Annotated in this window: 16 protein-coding genes; 14 read left to right on the top strand and 2 right to left on the bottom strand. The window is 34.2% G+C overall.

Annotated features, from left to right (window positions below):
• Positions 1-62 precede the first annotated feature (62 nt).
• The 13 genes from OZP06_RS14000 (at position 63) to OZP06_RS13940 (ending at position 17,331) form a co-directional block, all read left to right on the top strand.
• Positions 63-968, top strand: coding sequence for an IS1595 family transposase (locus tag OZP06_RS14000; protein WP_269222159.1), 906 nt, complete (start codon positions 63-65; stop codon positions 966-968).
• Positions 969-1,056: 88 nt separating this feature from the next.
• Positions 1,057-2,808 (top strand): ATP-binding protein, encoded by a 1,752-nt coding sequence (locus tag OZP06_RS13995; RefSeq protein ID WP_269222408.1) that lies wholly within the window; start codon positions 1,057-1,059, stop codon positions 2,806-2,808.
• Between the two features lie 344 nt (positions 2,809-3,152).
• The gene (locus OZP06_RS13990) at positions 3,153-3,812 is read left to right on the top strand and encodes a response regulator transcription factor (protein ID WP_281323857.1); all 660 of its coding nucleotides are present in this window, start codon (positions 3,153-3,155) and stop codon (positions 3,810-3,812) included.
• Between the two features lie 479 nt (positions 3,813-4,291).
• The gene (locus tag OZP06_RS13985) at positions 4,292-4,705 is read left to right on the top strand and encodes a cytochrome c (protein WP_281240096.1); all 414 of its coding nucleotides are present in this window, start codon (positions 4,292-4,294) and stop codon (positions 4,703-4,705) included.
• Positions 4,706-5,312: 607 nt separating this feature from the next.
• A complete protein-coding gene (locus tag OZP06_RS13980; RefSeq protein WP_269222406.1) occupies positions 5,313-6,791 on the top strand; it encodes an MFS transporter in 1,479 nt (492 codons plus the stop codon).
• A 432-nt stretch (positions 6,792-7,223) separates the two neighbouring features.
• The gene (locus tag OZP06_RS13975; RefSeq protein WP_281323856.1) at positions 7,224-10,739 is read left to right on the top strand and encodes a nitrate reductase; all 3,516 of its coding nucleotides are present in this window, start codon (positions 7,224-7,226) and stop codon (positions 10,737-10,739) included.
• A 189-nt stretch (positions 10,740-10,928) separates the two neighbouring features.
• Positions 10,929-12,356: a rubredoxin gene (locus OZP06_RS13970; RefSeq protein WP_269222405.1), complete on the top strand. Its 1,428-nt coding sequence runs from the start codon at positions 10,929-10,931 to the stop codon at positions 12,354-12,356.
• Positions 12,357-13,030: 674 nt separating this feature from the next.
• Positions 13,031-13,891 carry a hypothetical protein gene (locus OZP06_RS13965; RefSeq protein WP_281323855.1) on the top strand — a complete coding sequence of 287 codons (861 nt, stop codon included), beginning with the start codon at positions 13,031-13,033 and terminating at the stop codon, positions 13,889-13,891.
• Between the two features lie 221 nt (positions 13,892-14,112).
• Positions 14,113-14,358, top strand: coding sequence for a type II toxin-antitoxin system ParD family antitoxin (locus tag OZP06_RS13960; protein ID WP_269222403.1), 246 nt, complete (start codon positions 14,113-14,115; stop codon positions 14,356-14,358).
• Positions 14,358-14,657, top strand: coding sequence for a type II toxin-antitoxin system RelE/ParE family toxin (locus OZP06_RS13955; RefSeq protein WP_269222402.1), 300 nt, complete (start codon positions 14,358-14,360; stop codon positions 14,655-14,657). The genes OZP06_RS13960 and OZP06_RS13955 overlap by 1 nt, the downstream gene beginning before the upstream one ends.
• A gap of 242 nt (positions 14,658-14,899) precedes the next feature.
• Positions 14,900-15,832, top strand: a complete 933-nt coding sequence (locus OZP06_RS13950) for a polysaccharide deacetylase family protein (RefSeq protein WP_281323854.1) — start codon at positions 14,900-14,902, stop codon at positions 15,830-15,832.
• 85 nt (positions 15,833-15,917) lie between these two features.
• On the top strand, positions 15,918-16,754 hold the full coding sequence (locus tag OZP06_RS13945; RefSeq protein WP_269222400.1) for an AraC family transcriptional regulator: 837 nt from the start codon (positions 15,918-15,920) through the stop codon (positions 16,752-16,754).
• 76 nt (positions 16,755-16,830) lie between these two features.
• Complete coding sequence (locus tag OZP06_RS13940) at positions 16,831-17,331, top strand: cupin domain-containing protein (protein ID WP_281323853.1); 501 nt, start codon at positions 16,831-16,833, stop codon at positions 17,329-17,331.
• Positions 17,332-17,430: 99 nt separating this feature from the next.
• On the opposite strand, the gene OZP06_RS13935 is transcribed toward OZP06_RS13940, so the two are convergent.
• Both OZP06_RS13935 and cobA read right to left on the bottom strand, forming a co-directional pair.
• Positions 17,431-18,741: a M20/M25/M40 family metallo-hydrolase gene (locus OZP06_RS13935; protein WP_281323852.1), complete on the bottom strand. Its 1,311-nt coding sequence runs from the start codon at positions 18,739-18,741 to the stop codon at positions 17,431-17,433.
• Between the two features lie 130 nt (positions 18,742-18,871).
• Complete coding sequence (gene cobA, locus OZP06_RS13930) at positions 18,872-19,714, bottom strand: uroporphyrinogen-III C-methyltransferase (RefSeq protein WP_281323851.1); 843 nt, start codon at positions 19,712-19,714, stop codon at positions 18,872-18,874.
• Positions 19,715-20,180: 466 nt separating this feature from the next.
• Here cobA and OZP06_RS13925 point away from each other — a divergent pair, with 466 nt between their 5' ends.
• Entirely contained in the window at positions 20,181-23,180 is a 3,000-nt protein-coding gene (locus tag OZP06_RS13925) for a TonB-dependent receptor (protein WP_269222397.1), read from the top strand.
• The last annotated feature ends 10 nt before the right edge of the window (positions 23,181-23,190 follow it).

Below are 23,190 nucleotides of genomic sequence, written 5' to 3'. Positions count from 1 at the left end.
ATTTTGATTGTCCGTAATCACTCATAATTAATAAAAAGTGTTATATTTGATAAAAAAAAGCGATGAATTTATTCAGTTTTACAGCAAATTTCGGGAGTGAAGAATCTTGTAGACTTCATTTTAAAGAGGAAAGAGATAAAATCGGAGTTCAATGTAAATGCGGATGCAAAGAACATTTTTGGATAAAAAGCAGATGGAGTTATGAGTGTAAAAAATGTAGAAGTAGAATATCATTACGAAGTGGTACGATAATGCAAAGCTCTAATTTGTCATTTTTGATTTGGTACAAAACCATGTTCTTATTAACGGCAACTAAAAAAGGTTTTTCAAGTAAAGAAATTCAAAAACAATTGGGATTGAAGCGATACGAACCGGTTTGGTCTATGGTTCATAAGTTGCGAAAAGCAATGGGCAATAGAGATGCGCGTTATACTTTGGAAGGGATGATTGAATTTGATGAAGGATATTTTACAATTGAATCTACCGAAATAGAACAAGAAAAAGGAATTCGTGGACGTGGTGCTGTTGGTAAATCTAACGTTGCAATTATGGCTGAGTCGACTGTTTTAGAAGATATTGAAACTGGTAAAAAATCAAATCAATGCAGGTATTTTAAAGCAAAAGTTTTGACTGATCACACATCAGAACTGATAAATCAAACAATTCAGGAATCCATTTCGGAAAAAAGTATTCTTTTTACAGACAAAAGCACATCATATATAGATATTGCAGATTACGTGGAAATTCATATTACTGAAAAATCGAATAAAGAAACAACTACGGAAACTTTAAAGTGGGTGCATATTGCAATTAGTAATGCTAAAAGGAATTTTCTAGGAAATTATCATAAAATTAAAGGCAAATATCTTCAACTGTACCTAAATGAGTTCGTCTACAAGCTTAATAGAAGATATTTTGAGGAACAATTATTCGATAGGCTAGTAATAGCAAGTATTACAGGGTTATGACTAAAAACGGACAATCAAAAAAAAATTAGTTTTGAAAAAAAAATCCAAAGTATCTTTTGATAAAATTTCATTCATAAAATTAAGGCGGATGTATATATTCGCCTTAATTACCATTGCTGTAACCGTACTTTTGAGTCAGCTCTTAATTCAATACAACCTCTACAGTCAACTGAGCGATTCGAGAATTATAAATACTTCTGGAAAACAAAGAATGCTCAGTCAAAAATTAACCAAGGAAGTTTTAATTCTGAATTTCATTACTGATTCTTTGCAAAAAAAGAACCAAATAAATGTTATATCCAAAACCATTTTACTCTGGAAATTCAATCATTATTCATTGGTAAATGGAAATGACAGTTTGGGTTTCCCCAAAGAAAAAAATCCGATCCTTACAAAGCATTTCGAAAATATAAAACCCAATTTTGATATTATAATTAAGGCTACTCATTCTTTTTTGGAGAACAAAAGTAAAAATCAAAACGAGCAGGAAAATCAAAAATTAGTTCAAACTATACTCAAAAATGAAACTGTTTTCCTTTCGAAAATGAATCAAATTGTTAGCGAATATGATTCTGAAGCACTAGAAAAAGTAACCCTGCAACGCAAAACAGAATATGCCATTCTAGCCTTTACATTATTAGTATTGTTATTGGAATTTTTATTCATTTTCAAACCTACCAACAAAAGGATTGAATTACTCATTCACAACCTTTTATCTTCCGAAAGAAAAGCGTTGAAATTGGCGCAAGACACTGAAATTATTAGCGAAGCAAAAGAAAATTCGGTAAAAGAATTGAAATCCCTCAATTATGCAATGGAGAATACTCTACTCTATTGCCGAATTGCGACTGATGGAACCATCATTCACATTGGTGAAAAATTCGCCAAACTACTGCAATATAACCCCTTTCTTTCTGATAAAAAATTTGGACAAGTACTAACTCCTATCGAAAAAGAACAACACATTATCGATCGGATCGTTCTCGAAAACCACGGCAGAGGCTGGCAGGGGGAACTAAATATTACCACCCGAAACGAACAATCGCTTTGGTTGGATTTGTCGATGGTTCCAGTTACGATAAAAAAAGACGAATCGGAACTTTTGATTATCTGTTTTGACATCACCGAACGTAAAAAAGCAGTAAAGGAAGTGGAGCGTTTGAATGCCGCCAACATCGCCAACAAACTGAACCAACAAAAAGTAATATCGAGTAAAATTGTCGAAAACCAAGAAAACGAACAAAACCGAATTGCCCGAGAAATTCACGACGGAATAGGACAAATGTTGACTGGATTAAAATTCAGTCTCGAAAGTATCAATCTAGATGATAAAGAAAAAGCCGCATTAAAAATTGATTATTTAAAACAATTATCCCTCGACATTATCAAGGGAGTTCGTACCGCAACTTTCAACTTAATGCCACCGGAATTGAGCGATCACGGCATCAATTCGGCTCTTGCCAAATTAACTTCAGAACTTTCTAAACTCACCGGAAAGAACATTCTTTTTTACAACAAAACCGATTTCAACAACCGATTGGATTCGTTAATCGAAATCAACATTTATCGATTGACACAAGAAGCCATAAACAATGCCATCAAATACGCCGATTCGACTCATATCATAGTGCAACTTTCACATAGCGCCACACTCTTGAGCATCACAGTTGACGATAACGGAAAAGGATTTGACATCAATGCCGTGGAGAAAAAGCGCAACAGCGAATCTGGAATGGGACTGCTCTTTATGAAAGAAAGAATCCAGTACATAAACGGTCGTGTTTTCTTTAATTCTATTCCAAACGAAGGTACGAGAATCACCTTTAACGTGCCTATTTAAAAAAAACAATGGCAATGGCAAAGGCAATAAAAAAATAATAAAAAGGAATTTGAGTACTGCTATTTAAAATACAATTCTACAAAAGTATTACCGTAATATTCTCAACCTGAAAAAAGAAGGATATTGGTGAAAATATTTTACGCAGTTTTTCTACAATTCTATCACAATCTATATACCTCTATAATGATATTAATCAAGTTCTGGAACTTCGAATTTTCACATTGAAATTAGCATTGAACTTGATTTTTACAATTGAAATTACAATTGAAATTGAAAATTACGTATCTTAGCATCTTAAATTAGATGAATCTACGTAAAAAGTAGAATTGAACAATACGTATATTATGAATAATACAATTCGAGTAGTTCTTGCAGACGACCATGTATTTGTGAGAGATGGTATAAAATCATTATTAGAGAACGAAGCCAATATTACTGTTGTAGGCGAAGCTACTGACGGTCTTGAGGCCTTAACTTTAATAGACAGTCTCCAACCCGATTTATTAATTCTCGATATCAGAATGCCAAATCTCACTGGAATTGAAGTGGTTGAACAACTTCGCAACAAAAATAATTTGGTAAAAATTGTTATGCTTTCGATGCACGAATCTGAGGAATACGTATTAAAATCGATTCAAGCTGGAGCTGACGGATACTTACTTAAAGGATCCAGCAAAGAAGAATTTCTAAAAGCACTTCATACCGTTGCCAACGGCGGAAAATATTTTAGCGGAGACATTTCATCTATATTAATTGGACAACTAACTAATCCAACATTTACTGCAGAACCGAAACACTCATTGGGCGAAGAACAATTAATTACCAAAAGAGAAAAAGAAATTCTAAAACTTTTGCTAACCGGAAAAGGAAACAAGGAAATTGCAGAAGCATTAGACATTAGCAAAAGAACTGCCGAAGTACATCGATTCAATTTGATGAAAAAATTAAAAGTAAAAAACCTAATGGAACTTTCGAACAAAGCTACAGAGTACTCGCTTTTGTAATGCTTTCTATCTAAAAAAAACAATTAGTCGCTCCAATAAAGGAAGGTGGCGACCATACTTTTACTTCAATTTCATTACTTTTTAAAAAAAATCACCTACATTAAAAAATTCTCTTAATAGGATAGTGCTTTACCACCACACCAACTATCAAATCTAGTCTAATATCCCACCTTTTTATCTTTTTCAGTTTGTCAGATGCTGATTCTGATAACCTTAGCAAATACAGGCTGTTCGTACTGAAAAACAACTCATTTGCAAACCGATATTCCCATCTCATTTTACTATTTTTTTTATCTTTTATTACATTATTCATACTATTTGTTTGTTCAAAAAAATACAAATCTATTACTAAACTTTTTGAAAGAATTTCTCTGTATTTATAATACTAGTTTCCAATAAATTACGTAAATTCGAAGGTTATATTATAAAGCATTTTTTACATTATTTTTCAATTTAATTATTCTTAAATATATATTTTTATGAAAAACAAGGTTCAAAAACAAATCGTTACAAAATTAGCTTTCATTGCAATTGCATTCCTGTTTGCCTCTTTTGCTTCAGCACAACATAAGGCACCTTGGAATGCTCCCAAATCTGCAATTAATATGAAAAACCCATTTCCAGCAGATATCCATTCGCTTGAAAGAGGAAAGCATTCCTATCAGATAGATTGTGTACGATGCCATGGAAAAGATGGTAATGGAGATGGATTAAAAGCTGAAAAAATTCAAAAAAAAGTTACCGATCTGGGTTCTGAAGCAATTCAGAAACAAACAGATGGTGAATTGTTTTGGAAAATATCTGAAGCTAGACGACCTATGCCATTAAAAGACATTACAGATGATCAGAGATGGGACATTGTCAACTATATTCGTACTTTTAAGAAAAAGTAATAGTATCCGACAAATAAACCAAAAGCAGGCATTTTAACCTACTAGCAAATGCCTCTAAATTTATACAACAAGTAAACTATTCAAAAACCTTGCTAAATAGGAGGGCACTGAAAAAGTCCCTATTTTCAAAAATCATTAAAAAAAGCGATTAAATAAGGCTTTGATTTTATTTAATCGTCTTTTTTTAGTCAAATTTAATCTTCTTAGATTACAAGGGGCTTATAATAACTAAAAGGAGCGAAACCATAGTGTTTTCGCTCCTTTTCAGTTATTTTCATTTTCCTTATTCGAGAGACTTTTTCAGTGCCCTCGCTAAATAGCGAGGTTTTTTTTTGATAATTAGCTTGCATATAAAACCTATGTCATTATCCCAAGACTTTTTAGAGCTATGGAAAAGAATTAGTTTTATGCCTTTTTCAAAACTTAAATCAACATTTTGAAACACAATTAAATTCCACTTTTATAATTGTAAATAGAAATTTGACTACCAAAAATACTTAGCTAAAATAATTAAATACGTATTTTTACTTAATTTATTTCTAAAAACTGCGTTTTCGCAGGTTTTAAATACGATATACTACTTAATTTTGTAAAAAAAATAAGATTTATGTCAATAACAAACTCCCTTTCACAATCCCACCGTATTTTATTTTTAAATACATTAGCATTTACGGTATGCTTTGCCTGTTGGACGCTCAATGGCGTTTTGGTCACTTTCTTGGTAGATAATGGAATTTTTAAATGGGACGTTGTCCAAGTAGGATGGCTATTAGGAATTCCAATATTAACAGGATCCATTATGCGCTTGCCAATTGGAATCCTAACCGATAAATATGGAGGTAAATACGTATTCTCATTGTTACTTCTACTCTGCTCTATTCCATTGTTCTTGTTACCCTTTGCAGATAGCTTTTTCATGTTTGCATTACTTAGTTTTCTGTTTGGTATGGTTGGAACCAGTTTTGCTGTTGGAATAGGCTTTACCTCTATTTGGTATCCAAAAGAATGGCAAGGAAGAGCATTGGGAATATTTGGAATGGGTAATGCTGGTGCTGCTATCACCACGTTTTTGGCACCATCTTTATTAAATGAATTCTCTATTTCAGATCCTCAAAATGGTTGGAAATTACTACCTGTAATTTATGGTGCTGCATTAGTCGTAATTGGTGTTATCTTTTTAATTTTCACCAAAAACAAGAAACAAGAAAACCAAACCAAGAGTGTTCCTCAAATGCTGCAATCCTTAAAAAATGCCAGAGTTTGGAGATTTGGCGCCTACTATTTCTTAGTCTTTGGTTGTTTTGTAGCTTATTCGCAATGGTTATTGCCCAACTTTATGAATGTATATCAAACTAGTTTGGTCATGGGCGGAATGTTTGCCACTATGTTCAGTTTGCCATCAGGAGTGATTCGTGCTTTTGGCGGTTACTTATCGGATAAATTTGGGGCTCGAAAAGTGATGTATTGGGTACTGAGTTCTTCTGTAATCCTAAGTGCTTTATTAATGGTGCCAAAAATGGACATTACAACCTCAGGTCCTGGAGTTATGGCTACCAAAAAAGGAATCATCACTGCAGTAACAAGCACATTGGTGAAAGTGGGAGAAAAAGAATTTCCAATCCATTTAAAAACTAATAAACCAATAGAAAACACCATATTCCCAACACGTAATTCTTGGCAACAAGTTGTAGTAAGCCAAAATCAAGAAGTAAAGAAAAAAGAATTGATTGCCAAAGGAGTTACCGCAATTCATTTTAGCGCCAATATGTGGGTGTATTTAGTTTTGGTGATCCTTATTGGAATTTCTTGGGGAATTGGTAAAGCAGCGGTTTACAAACACATTCCAGAATATTTCCCAACCGAAGTAGGTGTTGTAGGCGGAATGGTAGGAATGATTGGCGGTCTAGGCGGTTTCTTTGGACCAATCATCTTTGGTTATTTATTAACCTGTACTGGAGTTTGGTCTAGTTCTTGGATTTTTATACTTCTTTTATCTGCTGCATGCTTGATATGGATGCACATGACCGTTACCAAAATCATGAACGAAAAACAATCTATCTTATCAAAAGAAATGGATAGAAAATAAAAATCTCCTCAATTTAATTACTTGTGTATTACTGCTCTTCAAATTGCCATTTGGGGAGCAGTTTTTTTTATAAAATCCAAAATTTCTTTTAAAACGAATAAGTTGAATGATTACGGTTTTGCGTGAGTGATGGCAGTGGAGCTCTTTTTTGAGAGGCTTTTTTCTAGCCTATCAAAAAAAGCGGGAACGTACAGCACGACCCGCAGGGACACGCCCAAACTTGCAAAAACACAATTATTAATCCACAATTGCACCCAATACTTGTAATAATTCAAAAAAAAGAACTGTTTTTTAGCATTCTAGTTTTTGTGCTCAAAACATCAAAATTAAATTAGTTCTATACGTATTTATACTTAATTATTACTTATTTTTGTTTTCGTACAATTTTTATTTCATGCTTTCAAGACTACTTTACCAATAAAGATATACCTAATGCAAAATACAGAAATCAAAACTACGTGTTCCTATTGTGGAGTAGGATGCGGAATTATTGTGAAAAATGATTCTAAAAATGGAGTGACGGTTACAGGTGACAAAGACCATCCCGTAAACAAAGGAATGCTTTGTTCTAAAGGGATGAACCTGCATTATGTGGTTAATGATACTTCGGATAGAATTCTGTATCCGGAGATGCGATGGAGCAAGTCTCACCCAAAAGAAAGAGTGAGTTGGGATACTGCTTTGGATCGTGCAGCCGCTGTTTTTTCTTCCATTATAAAAAAACACGGGCCAGACAGCGTTGGGTTTTACATCTCAGGACAATGTTTAACCGAAGAATATTATTTGGTTAACAAACTCGTAAAAGGTTTTCTGAAAACCAACAACATAGACACCAACTCCAGACTTTGTATGAGTTCAGCCGTTGCTGGTTACAAGAAAACCTTTGGTGAAGACTCGGTTCCTGTTGCTTATGCCGATATCGAACTTGCCGATACTTTCCTGATCACAGGGGCCAATCCTGCTTTTTGTCACCCGATTTTATTTAGACGAATTGAACAACACAAAGAGAAAAACCCAAAAACTAAAATCATTGTTATCGACCCGAGACGCACCGACTCGGCTATGGCTGCCGATTTACATTTGCAAATACTACCCGGAACGGATATCGTTTTGTACCACGCCATCGGGAAACGCTTGATCGAAAAAGGCTATGTGGACTCGGATTTTGTAAAAAACCATACCGAAAACTACCAACTGTATAAAGAAATGGTCTGCAACAGTTCGTTCGAAAAAGCGTCCAAATTATGTGGCGTTTCAGTACCAGATATCCATTTGGCAGCAGATATTATTGGCAGAGCCAAAGGATTTATATCGATGTGGGCCATGGGATTGAACCAAAGTGCTATAGGAGTTGATAAAAATACCGCTTTACTAAATCTTTCATTGGTAACGGGTCAAATAGGTAAACCAGGATCAGGACCTTTCTCTTTAACTGGACAACCCAACGCTATGGGCGGACGCGAGGTAGGCGGAATGGCAAATTTACTAGCGGTTCACAAAGAATTAAACAATCCAGAGCATCGCAAAGAAGTTGCCGACTTTTGGGGAGTGGAATCCATTTCGGAAAAACCCGGATTGACGGCAACCGAAATGTTTGACGCTTTAGAATCGGGCAAAATGAAGGCCATTTGGATCATTTGCACCAATCCGATAGTGAGTTTGCCTGATGCTCGAAGAGTAGAAAAAGCTTTGGCTAATGCCAAATTCGTAGTCGTTCAGGACATCTCTCACAATGCCGATACAGCTAAGTTTGCCGATTTATTATTACCCGCAGCTGGTTGGCTGGAAAAAGAGGGAACGATGACCAACTCGGAGCGACGTATTTCGTATCTGCCAAAAGGAATTAACGCTCCCGGTGAAGCATTATCAGACGTGGAAATCTTGTTGCGTTTTGCCAAAAAAATGAAGTTTTCCGGTTTCAATTTTAATAACACCGAAGCGGTTTACAAAGAATACTGCCTGATGACCAAAGGCACCAATATTGATATATCGTATTTAAATTATTCCAGACTTAAAAACGAAGGTACTTTTCAATGGCCAGTTCCCGATTATGGGCACCCGGGAACACCCCGATTATTTGCTGATAAAAAATTCTTTACACCTTCGCAAAAAGCAATTTTTAATATTCCGACGAGTATCGAAAACACTTCGGCACTACCTTCGGAAAAATATCCTTTTATATTGACCACGGGGCGTATTCGCGATCAATGGCACACCATGACCAAAACAGGAAAAGTATCCCGATTGATGACGCACACTCCTAGCCCAGTTCTGGAAATCAACCCTATTGATGCATACAAATGGAATATAAAAAATGGTGATATTGTTGTGGTAAGCAGCAAAAATGGTGAAGTTCGGGTGAAAGCCAAAGTAACTGAAACGATCAAAGAAGGCGTTTTATTTTTACCCATGCACTGGGGAAAACAATTGGATAACGATTTGAACAGAACCAACAATCTGACCAATACCATTGTCGATCCAATATCCAAAGAACCCGATTTTAAATACACCACGGTTACGGTTGCCAAATACGTAAAACCATTCCAGAAAATTGCTGTTGTAGGCGCTGGTGCTGCTGCTTTCCGTTTTATTCAAAATTATAGAGAAATCAATACTACCGATGAAATTATAGTGTTTTCCAACGAGGAAAATCCATTTTACAATCGCGTTTTATTGCCCGAATATGTTACAGCCGAATTGTCGTGGGAAAGCCTTTTGAAAATAAAAGACGAAGCGCTAGGCCAATTAAATATCACCATGAAATCGGGCGTTGCCATTGAAAATGTAAATGCAACCGACAAAGTAATAACCGACAGTCAAGGAAATATTCATCTATTTGATACCTTAATAATGGCAACCGGAAGTCGTCCTTTTATACCCGAAAATGCCCAGTTGCATCTTCCGGGACGTTTTACCATCCGAAAGAAAAATGATGCTGATCGATTAAAGGACTACTTAGACGGAACCAATTTACCCTCCGAAGAGCAACACGTAGTAATTGTAGGTGGTGGTTTATTGGGACTGGAACTCGCTGCAGCGCTGAAACACAAAAAAGTCAAAATAACGATTATACAACGAGCCTCCCGATTAATGGAACGCCAGTTGGATCGTATTTCCAGTAAATTATTGGCCGAAGAAGTACAATTGCGAGACATTCAAATCTATTTTGATAACGAAGTCAGCACTGTATTCGAAACTGAAAATGCCAACGAACTGGAAATCGCTCTAAAAAGTGGCCGAATCATTACCGCCAATGCTATTGTTTACACCATTGGAACCATTCCAAACATCGAATTGGCCAAAGAAACAGGACTCGCTTGCGGACGTGGCGTAAAAGTCAATCAATATTTACAAACCTCCAACCCCGATATTTTTGCCATAGGTGAAATAGCCGAATTCAACAATATGTTATTCGGAATCACCTCTGCAGCCGAAGAACAAGCCGATGTTTTGGCTAATTTTATTGCCGGTGACATCAGCAGTTTTTACAAAGGATCGGTTTTGATGAATATTTTAAAACTAGAAGACATCAATCTCTGTTCTATTGGTCAAATCGAAGTGCCGGAAAATGACTATTCCTACGAAGAAATTGTTTTTGCCGACTTAGGAAAACGCTATTACAAAAAATGTATTGTCAAGAACGATTTACTCATAGGCGCTATCCTAATGGGAGATAAAAATGAGTTTGCCGAATTCAAAACGATGATCGAAAGTAAAATCGAATTGGCCGACAAACGAAATACTTTACTAAGAGGAAGCAGCGCCGAAGCCAAACCGGTACTAGGAAAACTCGTTTGTTCCTGCAGCCAAGTCGGAAGCGGCAACATCGAAGATTGCATCAAAAGTGGCGTCACCAACTTTACCGAATTGTGCAAAACCACCGGAGCGGGACTCGGCTGTGGCAGCTGCAAAACCGAAGTGAAGGAGCTATTGGCGAAGGTGAAGTAGGTTGCAGAAGGCAGAATTCAGAATTCAGAAGGCAGATTTTAGAAAATAGAAAAACGGAAATTCATAATTCACCACTAACGACTCACCATTGACTATTCACTACTAACTATTCACCACTAACTATTCACTTCTAACTATTCACTTCTAACTATTCACTTCTAACTATTCACTATTAACAACTCAAAAAAAATGGAATTAACAAGACTCATAGTAAAAGGTGGAGTATTATCACCAGGGGAATTACGAGAAATTGTAAATATGGGACTCGAGCAAGGTCTTGACGCTATCTCTTTTGGTTCCAGACAAGACATTATATTTCCAAAAGGATTTAAAAACAACACCCCCGAGAAAATCGGAAAACACCATTTTGTTTTACCCAACGAAAAAAGCGGTAACAACATCGTTTCCTCCTATGTTTCGACCGATATTTTCAGAAATACGCCTTGGCTTACCGGAAATAAATTTCTGTATATTTTAGAACAATTCAAGGAACAACCCCAATTAAAGGTCAACATCACCGACCCCAAACAGCAGCTCGTTCCCCTATTCACGGGGCACATCAACTTTATCGCTTCGCACCACGAAGACTATTGGTTCCTGTATGTGCGCTTACCAAAGTGGGACAAAATGGAACTTTTCCCAGTATTGATCTACAGTTGGGACATTGGCAAAGTGTATTACGAAATCGAAAAAATCCTTCAAGAAGAGCCCGATTCTACCGAAATGATTTTCCAACTCATCAGCGATTTGGACACCAACAACAGGACAATCGACCAACCCCTCAATATTCCTTTCTACCCATTTCCGTATTACGAAGGAATGAACCGACTCGGCATCGACCAATACTGGCTTGGGCTATACTGGCGCAACAACATGTACGACCTCGAATTCCTAAAAGAAATGTGCGATTTGTGTTTTGATTGCAAAATCGGAAAAATATGCATCACGCCTTGGAAATCCTTCATCATCAAAGGAATCCCCAAAGAACGCAAACTCGATTGGGAAAAATTCTTGGGCAAAAAAGGAATAAACGTACGTCATTCGCTGCTCGAACTCAACTGGCACTTGCCTGTAGCGATGGAGTGGGCTTTGAATCTGAAAACCTTCCTCGTGCGTACCCTCGACCAGTTCGACATCAGCACTTATGGACTTACTTTTGGTTTATCCGACTATAATCGCGAAGGTCATTATTTCACCTCGGTTATTGTCGAAAAAAACGAATCACCAAAGGATCTCGAATCCATCAAAATCCGAGACACATTCAACGTTTTGTACGCCAAAAATTTCGACCCCAACACCAAAGAATACATCGTACACGCACAAGATGTCGACAAACTCGAATTACCCAATATCCTGATCGAATTGAGTAAAAAGTATTTCGAAGAACTCGGTAACAGCGTACTCGAATTTGAAAATACCGCTACCAAAAAAGAAACCAAAGCACAAGACATTCACCAATGCCCAGAATGCTTGACAATTTATAATTCAGATTATGGCGACGTCATTCAAGGCATCGAAAAAGGAACGCTTTTCAAAAACCTTCCAGCCGATTACTGTTGTTCGTTATGCGAAGCCCCCAAAAGCAGTTTCACACCACTGACAGAAGCTACCGTTTAACCAATTCCTTTTGCATCATCGGTTCACCAAAGATCTTTTGGGCGAGCCACCATAAAAAAAATGGGCCTACTTATCGTTGTGGTGAGTCGGCCCATTTCCTTTATGCTGTCGGGTCATCCGTGCTACTTCGGTAGCTTACTCCTACCCCTCTCGCGCAATGTCATTAAGTTAAGAGTTTCTCACTACGATTTTTCAAAATATAACTCTCGCAAAGACGCGAAGACGCCAAGAAATCGGCTCTTAACTTTGCGCCTTTGCGTCTTGGCGAGAAAAAAAAAGCTTAACTTAATGACATTGCCCTCTCGCGGGCTTCACGATACATCAGAACATATTTCATTAGTAATTTCAAATTCATCAAAACAAAAGCATATAAAATTCACTCCTCAAAACACAAATAAACTAGCTAAAAATAATAATCTTTTAAACTAAATTAACAAGTAGTATTGAGTAAATTAGCGATTATAAAATTTTGAAATATATTAGATTTATTTGCTGTTTAGTGATAATGCCCTATTAGTTCTCGTGCCTAATCCTCCAAAGCAAACAGCAGAAAGTTAAAGTGTAATTAATATATAAAGGAAAAACAATATATTATAAAAATTTAATTTTCAAAAAATAATAAAAGCGCTAGTTTGAATCTTAAATTTAACTAATATAAGTGACATCTTACAACTATGAAACAAAAAAATCACAACCAAGTTCTACGTTTAACAATAGTAGTACTTTTAATTTTAATTTTTGCCACAAGATTTCTATTATCAAATAGGTTTTCTCTAGAATATGGAGAATTGATTTTTTTAATTATTGTAGGCTTATCGATGATATTTCTTTATAACTTATTTAAAAAAAAGTACAGTGGAATGTGTTTTTTCTTTACTCTCTCTTTTCTACTAATTGGTTTATTTCCCTTTCTCCATTATTTATGCTATTCATCTAACAGAAATAATTATAGTTTTAATACTGATTATTTAAATCAAAGAGTTCTTGTTTACAAACAAGAACTTAAATACTATAAAGATTCAACGGAAATAAAAGAATTGTTTAATAAAGTTAATAAAACTGAAATAAATCTAAAATTGGATTATTCATTTATTGGTAAAAAACAAACTATTGGAGAGTATACTTTCATTTTAAATAAATTTAATAAAAAATGGTATCAAATCTCAGGTTTACCAAGACCTCCAAATTATCCAGAAGGCACAACAAATAAATTTGAAATTTATAAGGGAAATAAAAAATTCAACTTTGAAATAATAAATGACGACCTGAAAAGTGAAGTAATTTATTTTCTTAGTCAAAAAAAACAATTAGAAAATAAAATAAAAAAACCAAAACAATTTGTTCCTTTTTCTGATATTTGGTTAGATTCAGTTACAGGTTTCATATTTGCTTTTATAAAACCTTTATCAAAAGTTTCGCAAATAATAAGAATATTCCAATTGATAGTAGCATATTTTCTTTTTCACATGATTTCTAGTTGGATAAAACAATCAAAAGGATTAAATATTGAAAAAATAGAAAAAGACTATTCCTAATAGTTGTACTAGTGATCTAGTCAATTGCCTTAATTTGAAAATGGTTTTGTATTTAAGATAATTTGTTTCGCCTGTTCGCTATCGTTCGCATGGCAAACCCCAGAATAGAGCTTAAATTAATCTCAAACCCAATGCAGTACTGGGAAGTCAAGAGTGACTTTTACACAAAAAAAAATTGATTTCAATACCAATTATTGGTATATTTGGTAAAAATAAAAATTATGGCACGAAATACATCAATCTTATTAGGAGACTATTTTGAAAACTTTATTAATGAACAAATTTCTACAGGAAAATATAGTTCAGTAAGTGAAGTGGTTAGAACTGCTTTAAGAGTTTTTGAGCAAGAAGAAAACAAAACAAAATCTCTAATCAATGAACTAAAAATTGGCGAAAAGAGTAGTAAAATCAGCAATTTTGACCGCAATAAAAATCTTGAAATGCTAAAAGCTAATTTTCAAAAATAATGCCAGAGTATATAATTAGTGAAAAGGCATTAGAAGATATTAATACCATTTGGATTTATACTGCGGAAAATTGGTCTGTTGAACAAGCTGATCGATATTATAACTTAATCATTGACGAAATTGAATATATCGTCAATAATTTAGATATGGCTCATGACTTTGGGAGAATTCGAAAATCGTATAGATATTCAAAAGTAAAATCACATTTAATTTTCTTTAAAAAAGAAAAAACAAATGAAATTGAAGTCGTTAGAGTTTTGCACGAAAGAATGGATATTGAAAACCGATTAGCGGAATAAATAAAAATCAACTACTAACAGCTAGCACAGCTACTACAACGGATTTTGGCAATTGGCTTAATGGAAAGTTGGTTTTGTATTTTTAATGATTTGCTTCGCTTGTTGACTAGCTCTCGGGTGGCAAGAAAAAAACAGGGCTTACTTTAGTCTAAAGCCCAATATTCCCAAAACATAAAATAATTATAAAACACCACTTTTCAATAAAAGACCAATACCAAGTTTACTATTTTTAAATGCAAAACATGAAAACAACAATTCTAACATTTACTCTTTTTATCTTCTTTTATACAGCACATTCACAAACCAATCCTGAAATAACCAAAATCGGAATTCCTATTGAAATGCTCTTTCCGGAAGGTAAATCCAAAGCACTGATTTTAAGTTATGACGATGGTCGTTCCGAAGACAGACGGTTGGTAAAACTAATGAACCAATACAAACTAATAGGAACTTTTCATCTCAATTCAAACAAACTGGGACTTCCAAATTACCTCAACAAAACAGAGATAAAAGAGCTTTTTACAGGACATGAAGTTTCGGTTCATTCGGCAAATCATCCGTTTTTAAATACATTATCCAAAATTGATATTGTTTACGAAATTGCCGAAGATCGCAAAGAATTAGAACGACTCGTCAACTATCCCGTAAGAGGAATGGCGTATCCCTTTGGTAATTACAACGACTTTATAGTTGAAACCATCAAAGGATTAGGCATTGAATATGCAAGAACGGTTTATGATTCTTATACTTTCAATATTCCTGAAAATTTCCTGCAATGGCGGCCTACGATGCATCAATTTTCCAAAGCCTATTATGAACCGAATAAACCCGAAAATGATAAAAAAGAATTGGACCTTTTTTATCAAACCATAAACACCTTTATTCAAACCAAAGATTTGGCTTTAATGGATATTTGGGGACATAGTTATGAAATGGGATCTGATGAATCTAAATGGATTGAAACAGAAAAATTTTTCAAGATGCTAGCCAACAATCCAAACATTCATTATGCCAAACAAATAGACATCGTGGATTACATCAATGCCTTTAATAATTTAAAATTTTCGGTCGATAAAAATAAGGTTTTCAACACCAGCTCATTGACTATTTATTTCAAAAAAGAAGGAAAAACATATTCGGTGCTTCCGGGGAAAATGTTAATTATTTCAAATTAAAAATAGCATTTCGCTGTAAACCAACAAAATACCGTAATTTTATATCTGATTATCAATTCATTAGATAGTTTTAAGTTTCTAAAATATGGTGTTAAATGAATTTCAGCCCAGTCCCCATTTAAAAGAATTTGTACGGGTTTACAGAGTGATTCGTTGTGTCTTTGATTCTAATTCATCTTTGCCATTCAAACCGTATGCACCAAAACCAGAACATTGCCTTAGTTTTTACCCCAGAGACACCGAAACGGTTGATTATACTAAAAGTAATAACAAAATATCCAATCTTTCCGCAGTTATTTTTGGCCAACAAAGTGAAGTAACCCATCGATTTATTGGCAAAGACTTTTTGGTTTTTCAGATTGTCTTTCGACCTGGAGCTTTATACCGTTTGACTGGAATACCATCCTCTGAATTAACCAATAGTTTCCTTGATGCCGAAATGATTTTTTCGAAAAATTTGATTCAAGAGGTAAACGAGAAACTTTTTTATACTGAAGACTATCCAAAAATGATTGCTATAGTCGAAGATTTTTTAAAAAATCAATTTTCGAAAATCAAAATAGAGAAACATAAAATCGATTCCATTTGCGATATTTTGTTATCAAATAAAGAAAACATTTCCTTAGACTGGTTTGCCAAAGAATCCTGTTTGAGTATGCGACAATTGGAACGTAAATTCCAAGAACGAATGGGAGTTTCTCCAAAATATTACAACAAAGTGGTGCGTTTTGAAAATGCCTTTCGGATGAAAAATGCAAACCCCAATTTGGATTGGCTGAGTATTGCCATTCAATGTGGTTATTATGATTACCAGCATTTGGTCAAAGATTACAAATCATTTACCCAACAAACCCCCATTGAATTTCACTTATTGGATCTAAATTCACCAGAGCGAAAATTTGGTGAAGCGGACACCTACTAAAATGTCGTTTTTTTACCAATACCAATTTTCATAATTATTACAATTTTGTATATCAATAACTTAAACAACTTTTAAGATGCAAAATGTAATTAATAACCCAGCGAACATTGACCTAAAAAAAGGTTTTGTAGTAAAAACAAATGAAAGTCGATTTTCTGAAACTACCAAAATTGGAGGTGTAAATCCAAATGATATTAAAATTTCATCAAAAGACACTAGTGGAAATCTCAGCATGTTTGAATACCAAGGCAATGAAAAAGGAGGCCCACCATTGCACGTACATCCCTATCAAGACGAAGTGTTTTATATTCTAGAAGGAGACTATCTTTTTCAAATTGGGACCGAAAAATTCAGTTTAAAGCAAGGTGACACCATTTTTTTGCCACGGCAAATTCCACATACATTCGCTCAACTTAGCGAAAAAGGTAAAATGGTATTCTTTTTTAATCCCGCTGGAAAAATGGAAGACTTTTTTAGAACTCTTGGAAATCTTCCTGGCCCTCCAACTCCTGAAGAAGGTGCCCAAATATTTGAAGCCCATGAAATGATTGTTGTAGGACCACCATTAGAGTATTGAAAAGTATCAAAACGTAGACTAAAACTTAAAACCCTATACAAATGAACAGAAAAATCATTTGTACAGGGTTTAGTAGCTTTTTAAAACAACAATTTAAATTTACCTCAATTGAGCAGTATCAACTCTTGAAGGAGTATCTTTCCCACTTATAATACTAGAAGAACTTATAGCTATAGCTTTAATAATTTGTGTCATATTGTTTATGTCTAAAGTTCCAATTTCGTCACTGGCTTTGTGGTAATTGGCTTCATTATCCATTTTTGAAGTAGAAATAGTGTGAGCAGGAACACCCAATTTTGCAAGCGTAGCATTATCCGATCTGTAAAATAATTCTTGCTCTGGATAAGGATCAGGATAAAATTTAAAAGCAGAGCCTTCTAAATTTTTCTGTAAAATGGAACCCATATCCGACTTCTCAAAACCAGTAATATATGCTGAATTCTTTCCCCATTTGGATTCTGTTCCAATCATTTCTAGATTAAACATGGCGATAACTTGCTCAGGAGCTAATTGTTTAGAAAAATATTTAGCACCATAACCTCCTAATTCTTCGGCTACGAATGTGGTGAAAATGATAGTTCGCTCATTATTATTCTTCTTTTTAAAATACTTGGCCAACATAATTACAGCTGTACTTCCTGCTGCATCATCATTGGCACCATTATAAATAGAATCGGTTGCATCATGTGGCACCCCTTCTTGTGGAGAACCTATTCCCAAATGATCATAATGCCCAGAGAAAATTACATATTCATTCGGTTTGCTTTTACCAGGCAACACTCCAACTACATTATTCAATGATTTTTTGGTAATGGTATTGGTCAGATTGATTGTAAATGTAGTAGCATCGATTACCCCAAATACAAACAGAATCGTGTTTTGACCAGGATTTGCAGTAATTCTATCAATCTGTTGAATATTAGGTAATACATTTTTAAAAGAATCATCAACTAAGACCAATAGACTTTTGGTACTGTTGTAATATTCGTTGAATTTTTTACCAATATTATCACCTTTGTTGATACTAACAACAGTAATATCACTCTTTTCGGTCAACGAAACTTCGGGCAGATATGAAAAGGTTACAACTTGATTATTAAATATTTCCTCACCGTTAATTGTAATTTTTGATGAAACTGCTTTGGAGGCCGTCATAAAAAACTCTTGTCTAAAATTGGTTGCTCCATTAAAAGGTTGCAATCCAATCCCTTTAAATTCGGATTCTATAAAGGCTGAAGCTTTGTCAATCCCAGAAGTAAAGGTTCTTCTGCCTTGCATATCATCTGCAGATAGTACCGTTTCTATTCGCGTTGCTTCTTTTGGAGTAATTAATTTATCTATGCTTTGAGCTACAACAGTAAACTGAATCGACAAACTAAGAACAAGAAAACTTAATGCTTTTTTTTCCATATTTTTCGTTATATTAAAAACTATATATTGAGTAAGACAAAATTTCAATCATTTTGTTACACATTAAAATTAGCATTAATTTCAGAAATGGTCATCAATATAATGAAACAAATTGGCAGAGTGTTAATTTCTAAAGTTCGTCTTTTCTTTTTACAACCGCAAAATCAAAACTATCCAGATTTTGCAATATAAATTCATCCTCTAAAAAAGAGTCCTTTGGGAATTCATTTTTTAAATATGAAGTTAGTTTTGAAATAGAATGAACCACTTCACCAATGATGATAATCGCTGGAGAAGCCAATTCGTTGTCTTTTACCAATTGTGCAATTGTACTAATAGTTCCAATTACTTTTTTCTCCGTATTTTTTGTTCCATTTTGAATAATAGCAATAGGCAAATCATCGGTTCGATTACTTTGATACAGAGAAACAATTTCGTCCAGTTTGTTCATTCCCATCAAAATCACAACAGTGGCTGAAGATTTAGAAGCCAAAGCAACATCCTTGGACAATTTATGATCCGAAGTTGTTCCGGTGATTACCCAGAAACTTTCGGCAATTTTACGTTGGGTTAAACTTATCCCATTAGATGCTGGCACTCCCAAAGCAGAGGATATTCCAGGAACAATGGCCGTTTCAATATCAAATTGTTGTGCAAAATCAATTTCTTCACTACCTCTTCCAAAAACAAAAGGGTCTCCCCCCTTTAAGCGAACTACATGTCCATACTTTTGAGCCATCGATACAATTAAGTCATTAATTTGGTCTTGAGAATAGGCATGACAGCCAAAACGTTTCCCTACAAAGACAATTTCAGCCTGATTGGCATATTTTAGTAATTCTTCATTGACTAAAGCATCGTACAATACAACATTTGCATTTTCAAGTGCTTTTATAGCTTTCAAAGTAATTAATTCTGAATCTCCAGGACCCGCTCCTACTATTGTTAATTTTGGCTTATTTACATGTTTCATATTTACAACAATAAAATTACTTAAGTATTTTTACTTATTGCAAATATAAGTATTTTATTGTTTAAAATATTTTTTTAAGGCTAAATTCATAGATATTATTATTTACTGTATTATAATTAAAATTAAACTCAAAATAAATGTTAATTAATTTTATATTCTTTAAAACTACAAATTAAAGACAGCATGAAATGAAAATATTAACTTTATTTTCCGTTTTTTTTAGTTAAATTAAACTAAATACAAGTTTATTTTAGTCATATATAACTTTTCATTCGTTTTTTTCAATATTAAAATAATAACAATTTATTATTTTTTATCATTAATTAGTTAATATAACACATTTATACAGTGATTAAAATAAATTATTCATAATAATTAAGCTATAAAAAGATTTTTTATAAAATAATATTTTTTATTTAACAATATATTATGATATTTGACCCAACTAATCATAAAAAATCTAAACATGAAAATTAATTTTAAGTGTTTTTTTAGCCTTTTATTTGTACTTTTTGTGCAAATTGCAAGTGCTCAAGAAATTAAAGTGACCGGAAAGGTTACGGACCAAGCTGGAATTCCAATTCCTGGAGCAAACGTTTTAATAAAAGGAACCAAATCAAGTGTTGAAACTGGATTTGATGGAGAATTTACTTTAGACGCCAAAAAAGGAGACAAACTTATTGTAACTTTCATTGGTATGAAAACTGTTGAAGTAGCTGCTGCTTCTACAATAACTGTAAAATTGGCAAATGCTACAAATGAATTAGAATCTGTTCTTGTAGTAGGATATGGTACTTCTACAAAAAAGAAATCAACTGATGCAATTGTTAGAGTTACAGCCAAAGACATTCAACAAGTCCCTGTAGCGAATGTTCAAAACGCATTGGTTGGTAAATTAGCTGGGGTACAAATTACTCAAACCAACGGTAAAGTAGAGGGCGGTGTAAGTATAAGAGTTAGAGGCGCTGCTAGTATAAGTGCTGGATCAGAACCGTTATATGTTTTGGATGGTATGCCTTTGATTACTTCAGACGAATCCAGCAATGGAGCACCAACAAATCCTTTATTAACTTTGAGCCCGAGTGAAATCGAATCCATAGATGTATTAAAAGATGCATCATCGGCAGCAATTTACGGAGCACGTGGAGCAAACGGTGTTGTAATTATTACCACTAAAAAAGGAAAAACAGGAAAAGGCACTTTTTCTGTCAATCTATCACAAGGTGTAAGCCAAGCAACACACAAAAGAAAATGGCTAAATGCAGCACAATATATTGAATTATTTAGTGAAGCTGCTATAAACGGTGCAGATGGAGATGGAACTGGTGACATTACAGATGTAACAGATGAATTTGATTATTTAGCCCAAGGAACAGATTGGAAAAATGGTGAAGTTGATACTAATTGGCAAGATCTTGCTTTTCAAAATGGAACAACTACAGATGCCGATTTTTCAGTTTCTGGTGGTGATGCAAAAACAAAATATTTCTTTTCGGCAGCCTACAACAATACCAAAGGAATTATTGTAACCAATGCATTAGAAAGAATTACTGCAAGAACCAATATCTCACATCAAGTCTCTAATAATTTTACTGCAGGTATGAATTTAAGCTTTTCAAGAGCTCAAATTGATCGAGTTCAAGATGACAATGCATTTGTAACTCCATTACAAGCTGTTGCTCAATCTCCTTTATCTCCTGCACGATTAGCTGATGGAACAGCGAATCCAAATACAGAATATGCAAACTTTTTGTTAGCAATTGACAACTCTTATTGGAAAACATTAGTTAGAAGAGTAACAGGAAAAGTATTTGGAGAGTTAAAAATTGTACCGTCGTTAAAATTTAACTCAGATTTTGCATACGATTTAATGTCCCAAACAGAAGATAGTTGGACAGGAAGTAAAGCACCTTTTCAATCAACAGATGGAGAAGTATTCGCTTCATCAGTAAATAATGAATCTTATATTTTTAGTAATTATTTGACATTTGACAAGACTTTTTCTGAAAAACACACTATTAATATAGTTGCAGGTACTGAGTTTAACAAATACAATCGTAGATACCAAGATGTAACAGGAATAGGTTTTCCAAATGATTCCTTTCAGACAGTTGATGGTGCTGCAGAAATATTAAATGGTGCAGGAAGTGAAACAGACTATACTTTTGTATCCCTTTTTGGAAGATTCAACTATTCATTTGACAATAAATATTTGTTTAAAGCAAGTATTCGTAGAGATGGATCTTCTCGTTTTGGAAAAAATGAAAGATATGGAATATTTCCAGCTTTTTCTGCTGGATGGATTATGTCACAAGAAAATTTCCTAAAAGACAATGAAATTGTATCCTTTTTAAAACTAAAAGGTAGCTGGGGACAATTAGGAAATGCTGAAATTGGAAATTTTGCATCTCGTCAATTATACGCACAAAATTCATACAATCTTAAAACTGGACTTTCTTTTACTCAGGCAGGAAATGATGACCTTACATGGGAGAAATCAAGCCAAGTTGATTTAGGAGTTGAAATTGGTTTTTTAAATCGATTTAATATAGACGCTGATTATTATAACAAAAAAACAAATGATTTACTTTTTCAATTACCTATTCCAATCAGTTCAGGTACATCAACAGTTAATCAAAATATTGGAGATATACAAAGTTCAGGATTTGAGTTTACATTAAATTCTAAAAATATTGACAACGATAATTTCAAATGGAATACAAGTTTCAATATAACAACAAACAAAACGGAAGTTATAGCACTAGCTAATAACAAAGATGTTGTTGGGGCTTATACCATAAATAGAGTTGGCGAAAATGTATCCACATTCTATTTAAAAGAATATGCCGGTGTAGACCCTGCAAATGGAGATGCATTATACATCAAAAACACTGTTAATTCAGATGGAACTATTGACAGAAGTACAACAAATGATTATTCTGAAGCACAAAGAGTAGTTACAGGTAACCCATTCCCTGAATTAATGGCAGGATTAACCAATGTTCTTAATTACAAAAACTTCGATCTTTCTTTCACTTTTCAAGGAGAATGGGGCGCAAGTATCTACAATTCTGCAGGAAAATATCAATCGGTAAATGCAGATTATTTTGACAATCAAACCTTAGATCAATTGGACCGTTGGCAAAAACCAGGAGATATCACAAATGTGCCTCAAGCCCGATTTGGTGGTGGTAATGGAGCTGGTGAATCAACACGTTTTCTAGATAGTGCTGATTTCATTCGATTAAGAAATCTTACATTAGGATATACTTTACCAACTCAAGCACTTAAAGAAACAGGCTTAAGTTCTGTAAGATTATACTTCACAGGGGTTAACTTATTAACTTTTACTGATTACAAAGGATACGACCCTGAAGCAAGAAGAGACGATCAAGGAGTTGGTGAAGAATTCTACTCTGCACCGCCTGCTAAAACAATGGCATTAGGTGTAAATATTAATTTTTAAATTTAAAAAA

The sequence above is a fragment of the Flavobacterium sp. IMCC34518 genome (assembly GCF_027111095.2).
In the GTDB taxonomy this organism is placed as follows: Bacteria; Bacteroidota; Bacteroidia; order Flavobacteriales; family Flavobacteriaceae; genus Flavobacterium; species Flavobacterium praedii.
This window is presented reverse-complemented; position numbering and strand designations above follow the sequence as displayed.

Excerpts from the sequence above, each read along its gene's own strand:
- OZP06_RS13960 (WP_269222403.1), top strand. The coding sequence starts at position 14,113 with ATGGCACGAAATACATCAATCTTATTAGGAGACTATTTTGAAAACTTT.
- OZP06_RS13965 (WP_281323855.1), top strand. The coding sequence starts at position 13,031 with ATGAAACAAAAAAATCACAACCAAGTTCTACGTTTAACAATAGTAGTA.
- OZP06_RS13955 (WP_269222402.1), top strand. The coding sequence starts at position 14,358 with ATGCCAGAGTATATAATTAGTGAAAAGGCATTAGAAGATATTAATACC.
- OZP06_RS13990 (WP_281323857.1), top strand. The coding sequence starts at position 3,153 with ATGAATAATACAATTCGAGTAGTTCTTGCAGACGACCATGTATTTGTG.
- OZP06_RS14000 (WP_269222159.1), top strand. The coding sequence starts at position 63 with ATGAATTTATTCAGTTTTACAGCAAATTTCGGGAGTGAAGAATCTTGT.
- cobA (WP_281323851.1), bottom strand. The coding sequence starts at position 19,714 with ATGAAACATGTAAATAAGCCAAAATTAACAATAGTAGGAGCGGGTCCT.
- OZP06_RS13995 (WP_269222408.1), top strand. The coding sequence starts at position 1,057 with ATGTATATATTCGCCTTAATTACCATTGCTGTAACCGTACTTTTGAGT.
- OZP06_RS13985 (WP_281240096.1), top strand. The coding sequence starts at position 4,292 with ATGAAAAACAAGGTTCAAAAACAAATCGTTACAAAATTAGCTTTCATT.
- OZP06_RS13950 (WP_281323854.1), top strand. The coding sequence starts at position 14,900 with ATGAAAACAACAATTCTAACATTTACTCTTTTTATCTTCTTTTATACA.
- OZP06_RS13970 (WP_269222405.1), top strand. The coding sequence starts at position 10,929 with ATGGAATTAACAAGACTCATAGTAAAAGGTGGAGTATTATCACCAGGG.
- OZP06_RS13925 (WP_269222397.1), top strand. The coding sequence starts at position 20,181 with ATGAAAATTAATTTTAAGTGTTTTTTTAGCCTTTTATTTGTACTTTTT.
- OZP06_RS13945 (WP_269222400.1), top strand. The coding sequence starts at position 15,918 with ATGGTGTTAAATGAATTTCAGCCCAGTCCCCATTTAAAAGAATTTGTA.
- OZP06_RS13935 (WP_281323852.1), bottom strand. The coding sequence starts at position 18,741 with ATGGAAAAAAAAGCATTAAGTTTTCTTGTTCTTAGTTTGTCGATTCAG.
- OZP06_RS13975 (WP_281323856.1), top strand. The coding sequence starts at position 7,224 with ATGCAAAATACAGAAATCAAAACTACGTGTTCCTATTGTGGAGTAGGA.
- OZP06_RS13940 (WP_281323853.1), top strand. The coding sequence starts at position 16,831 with ATGCAAAATGTAATTAATAACCCAGCGAACATTGACCTAAAAAAAGGT.
- OZP06_RS13980 (WP_269222406.1), top strand. The coding sequence starts at position 5,313 with ATGTCAATAACAAACTCCCTTTCACAATCCCACCGTATTTTATTTTTA.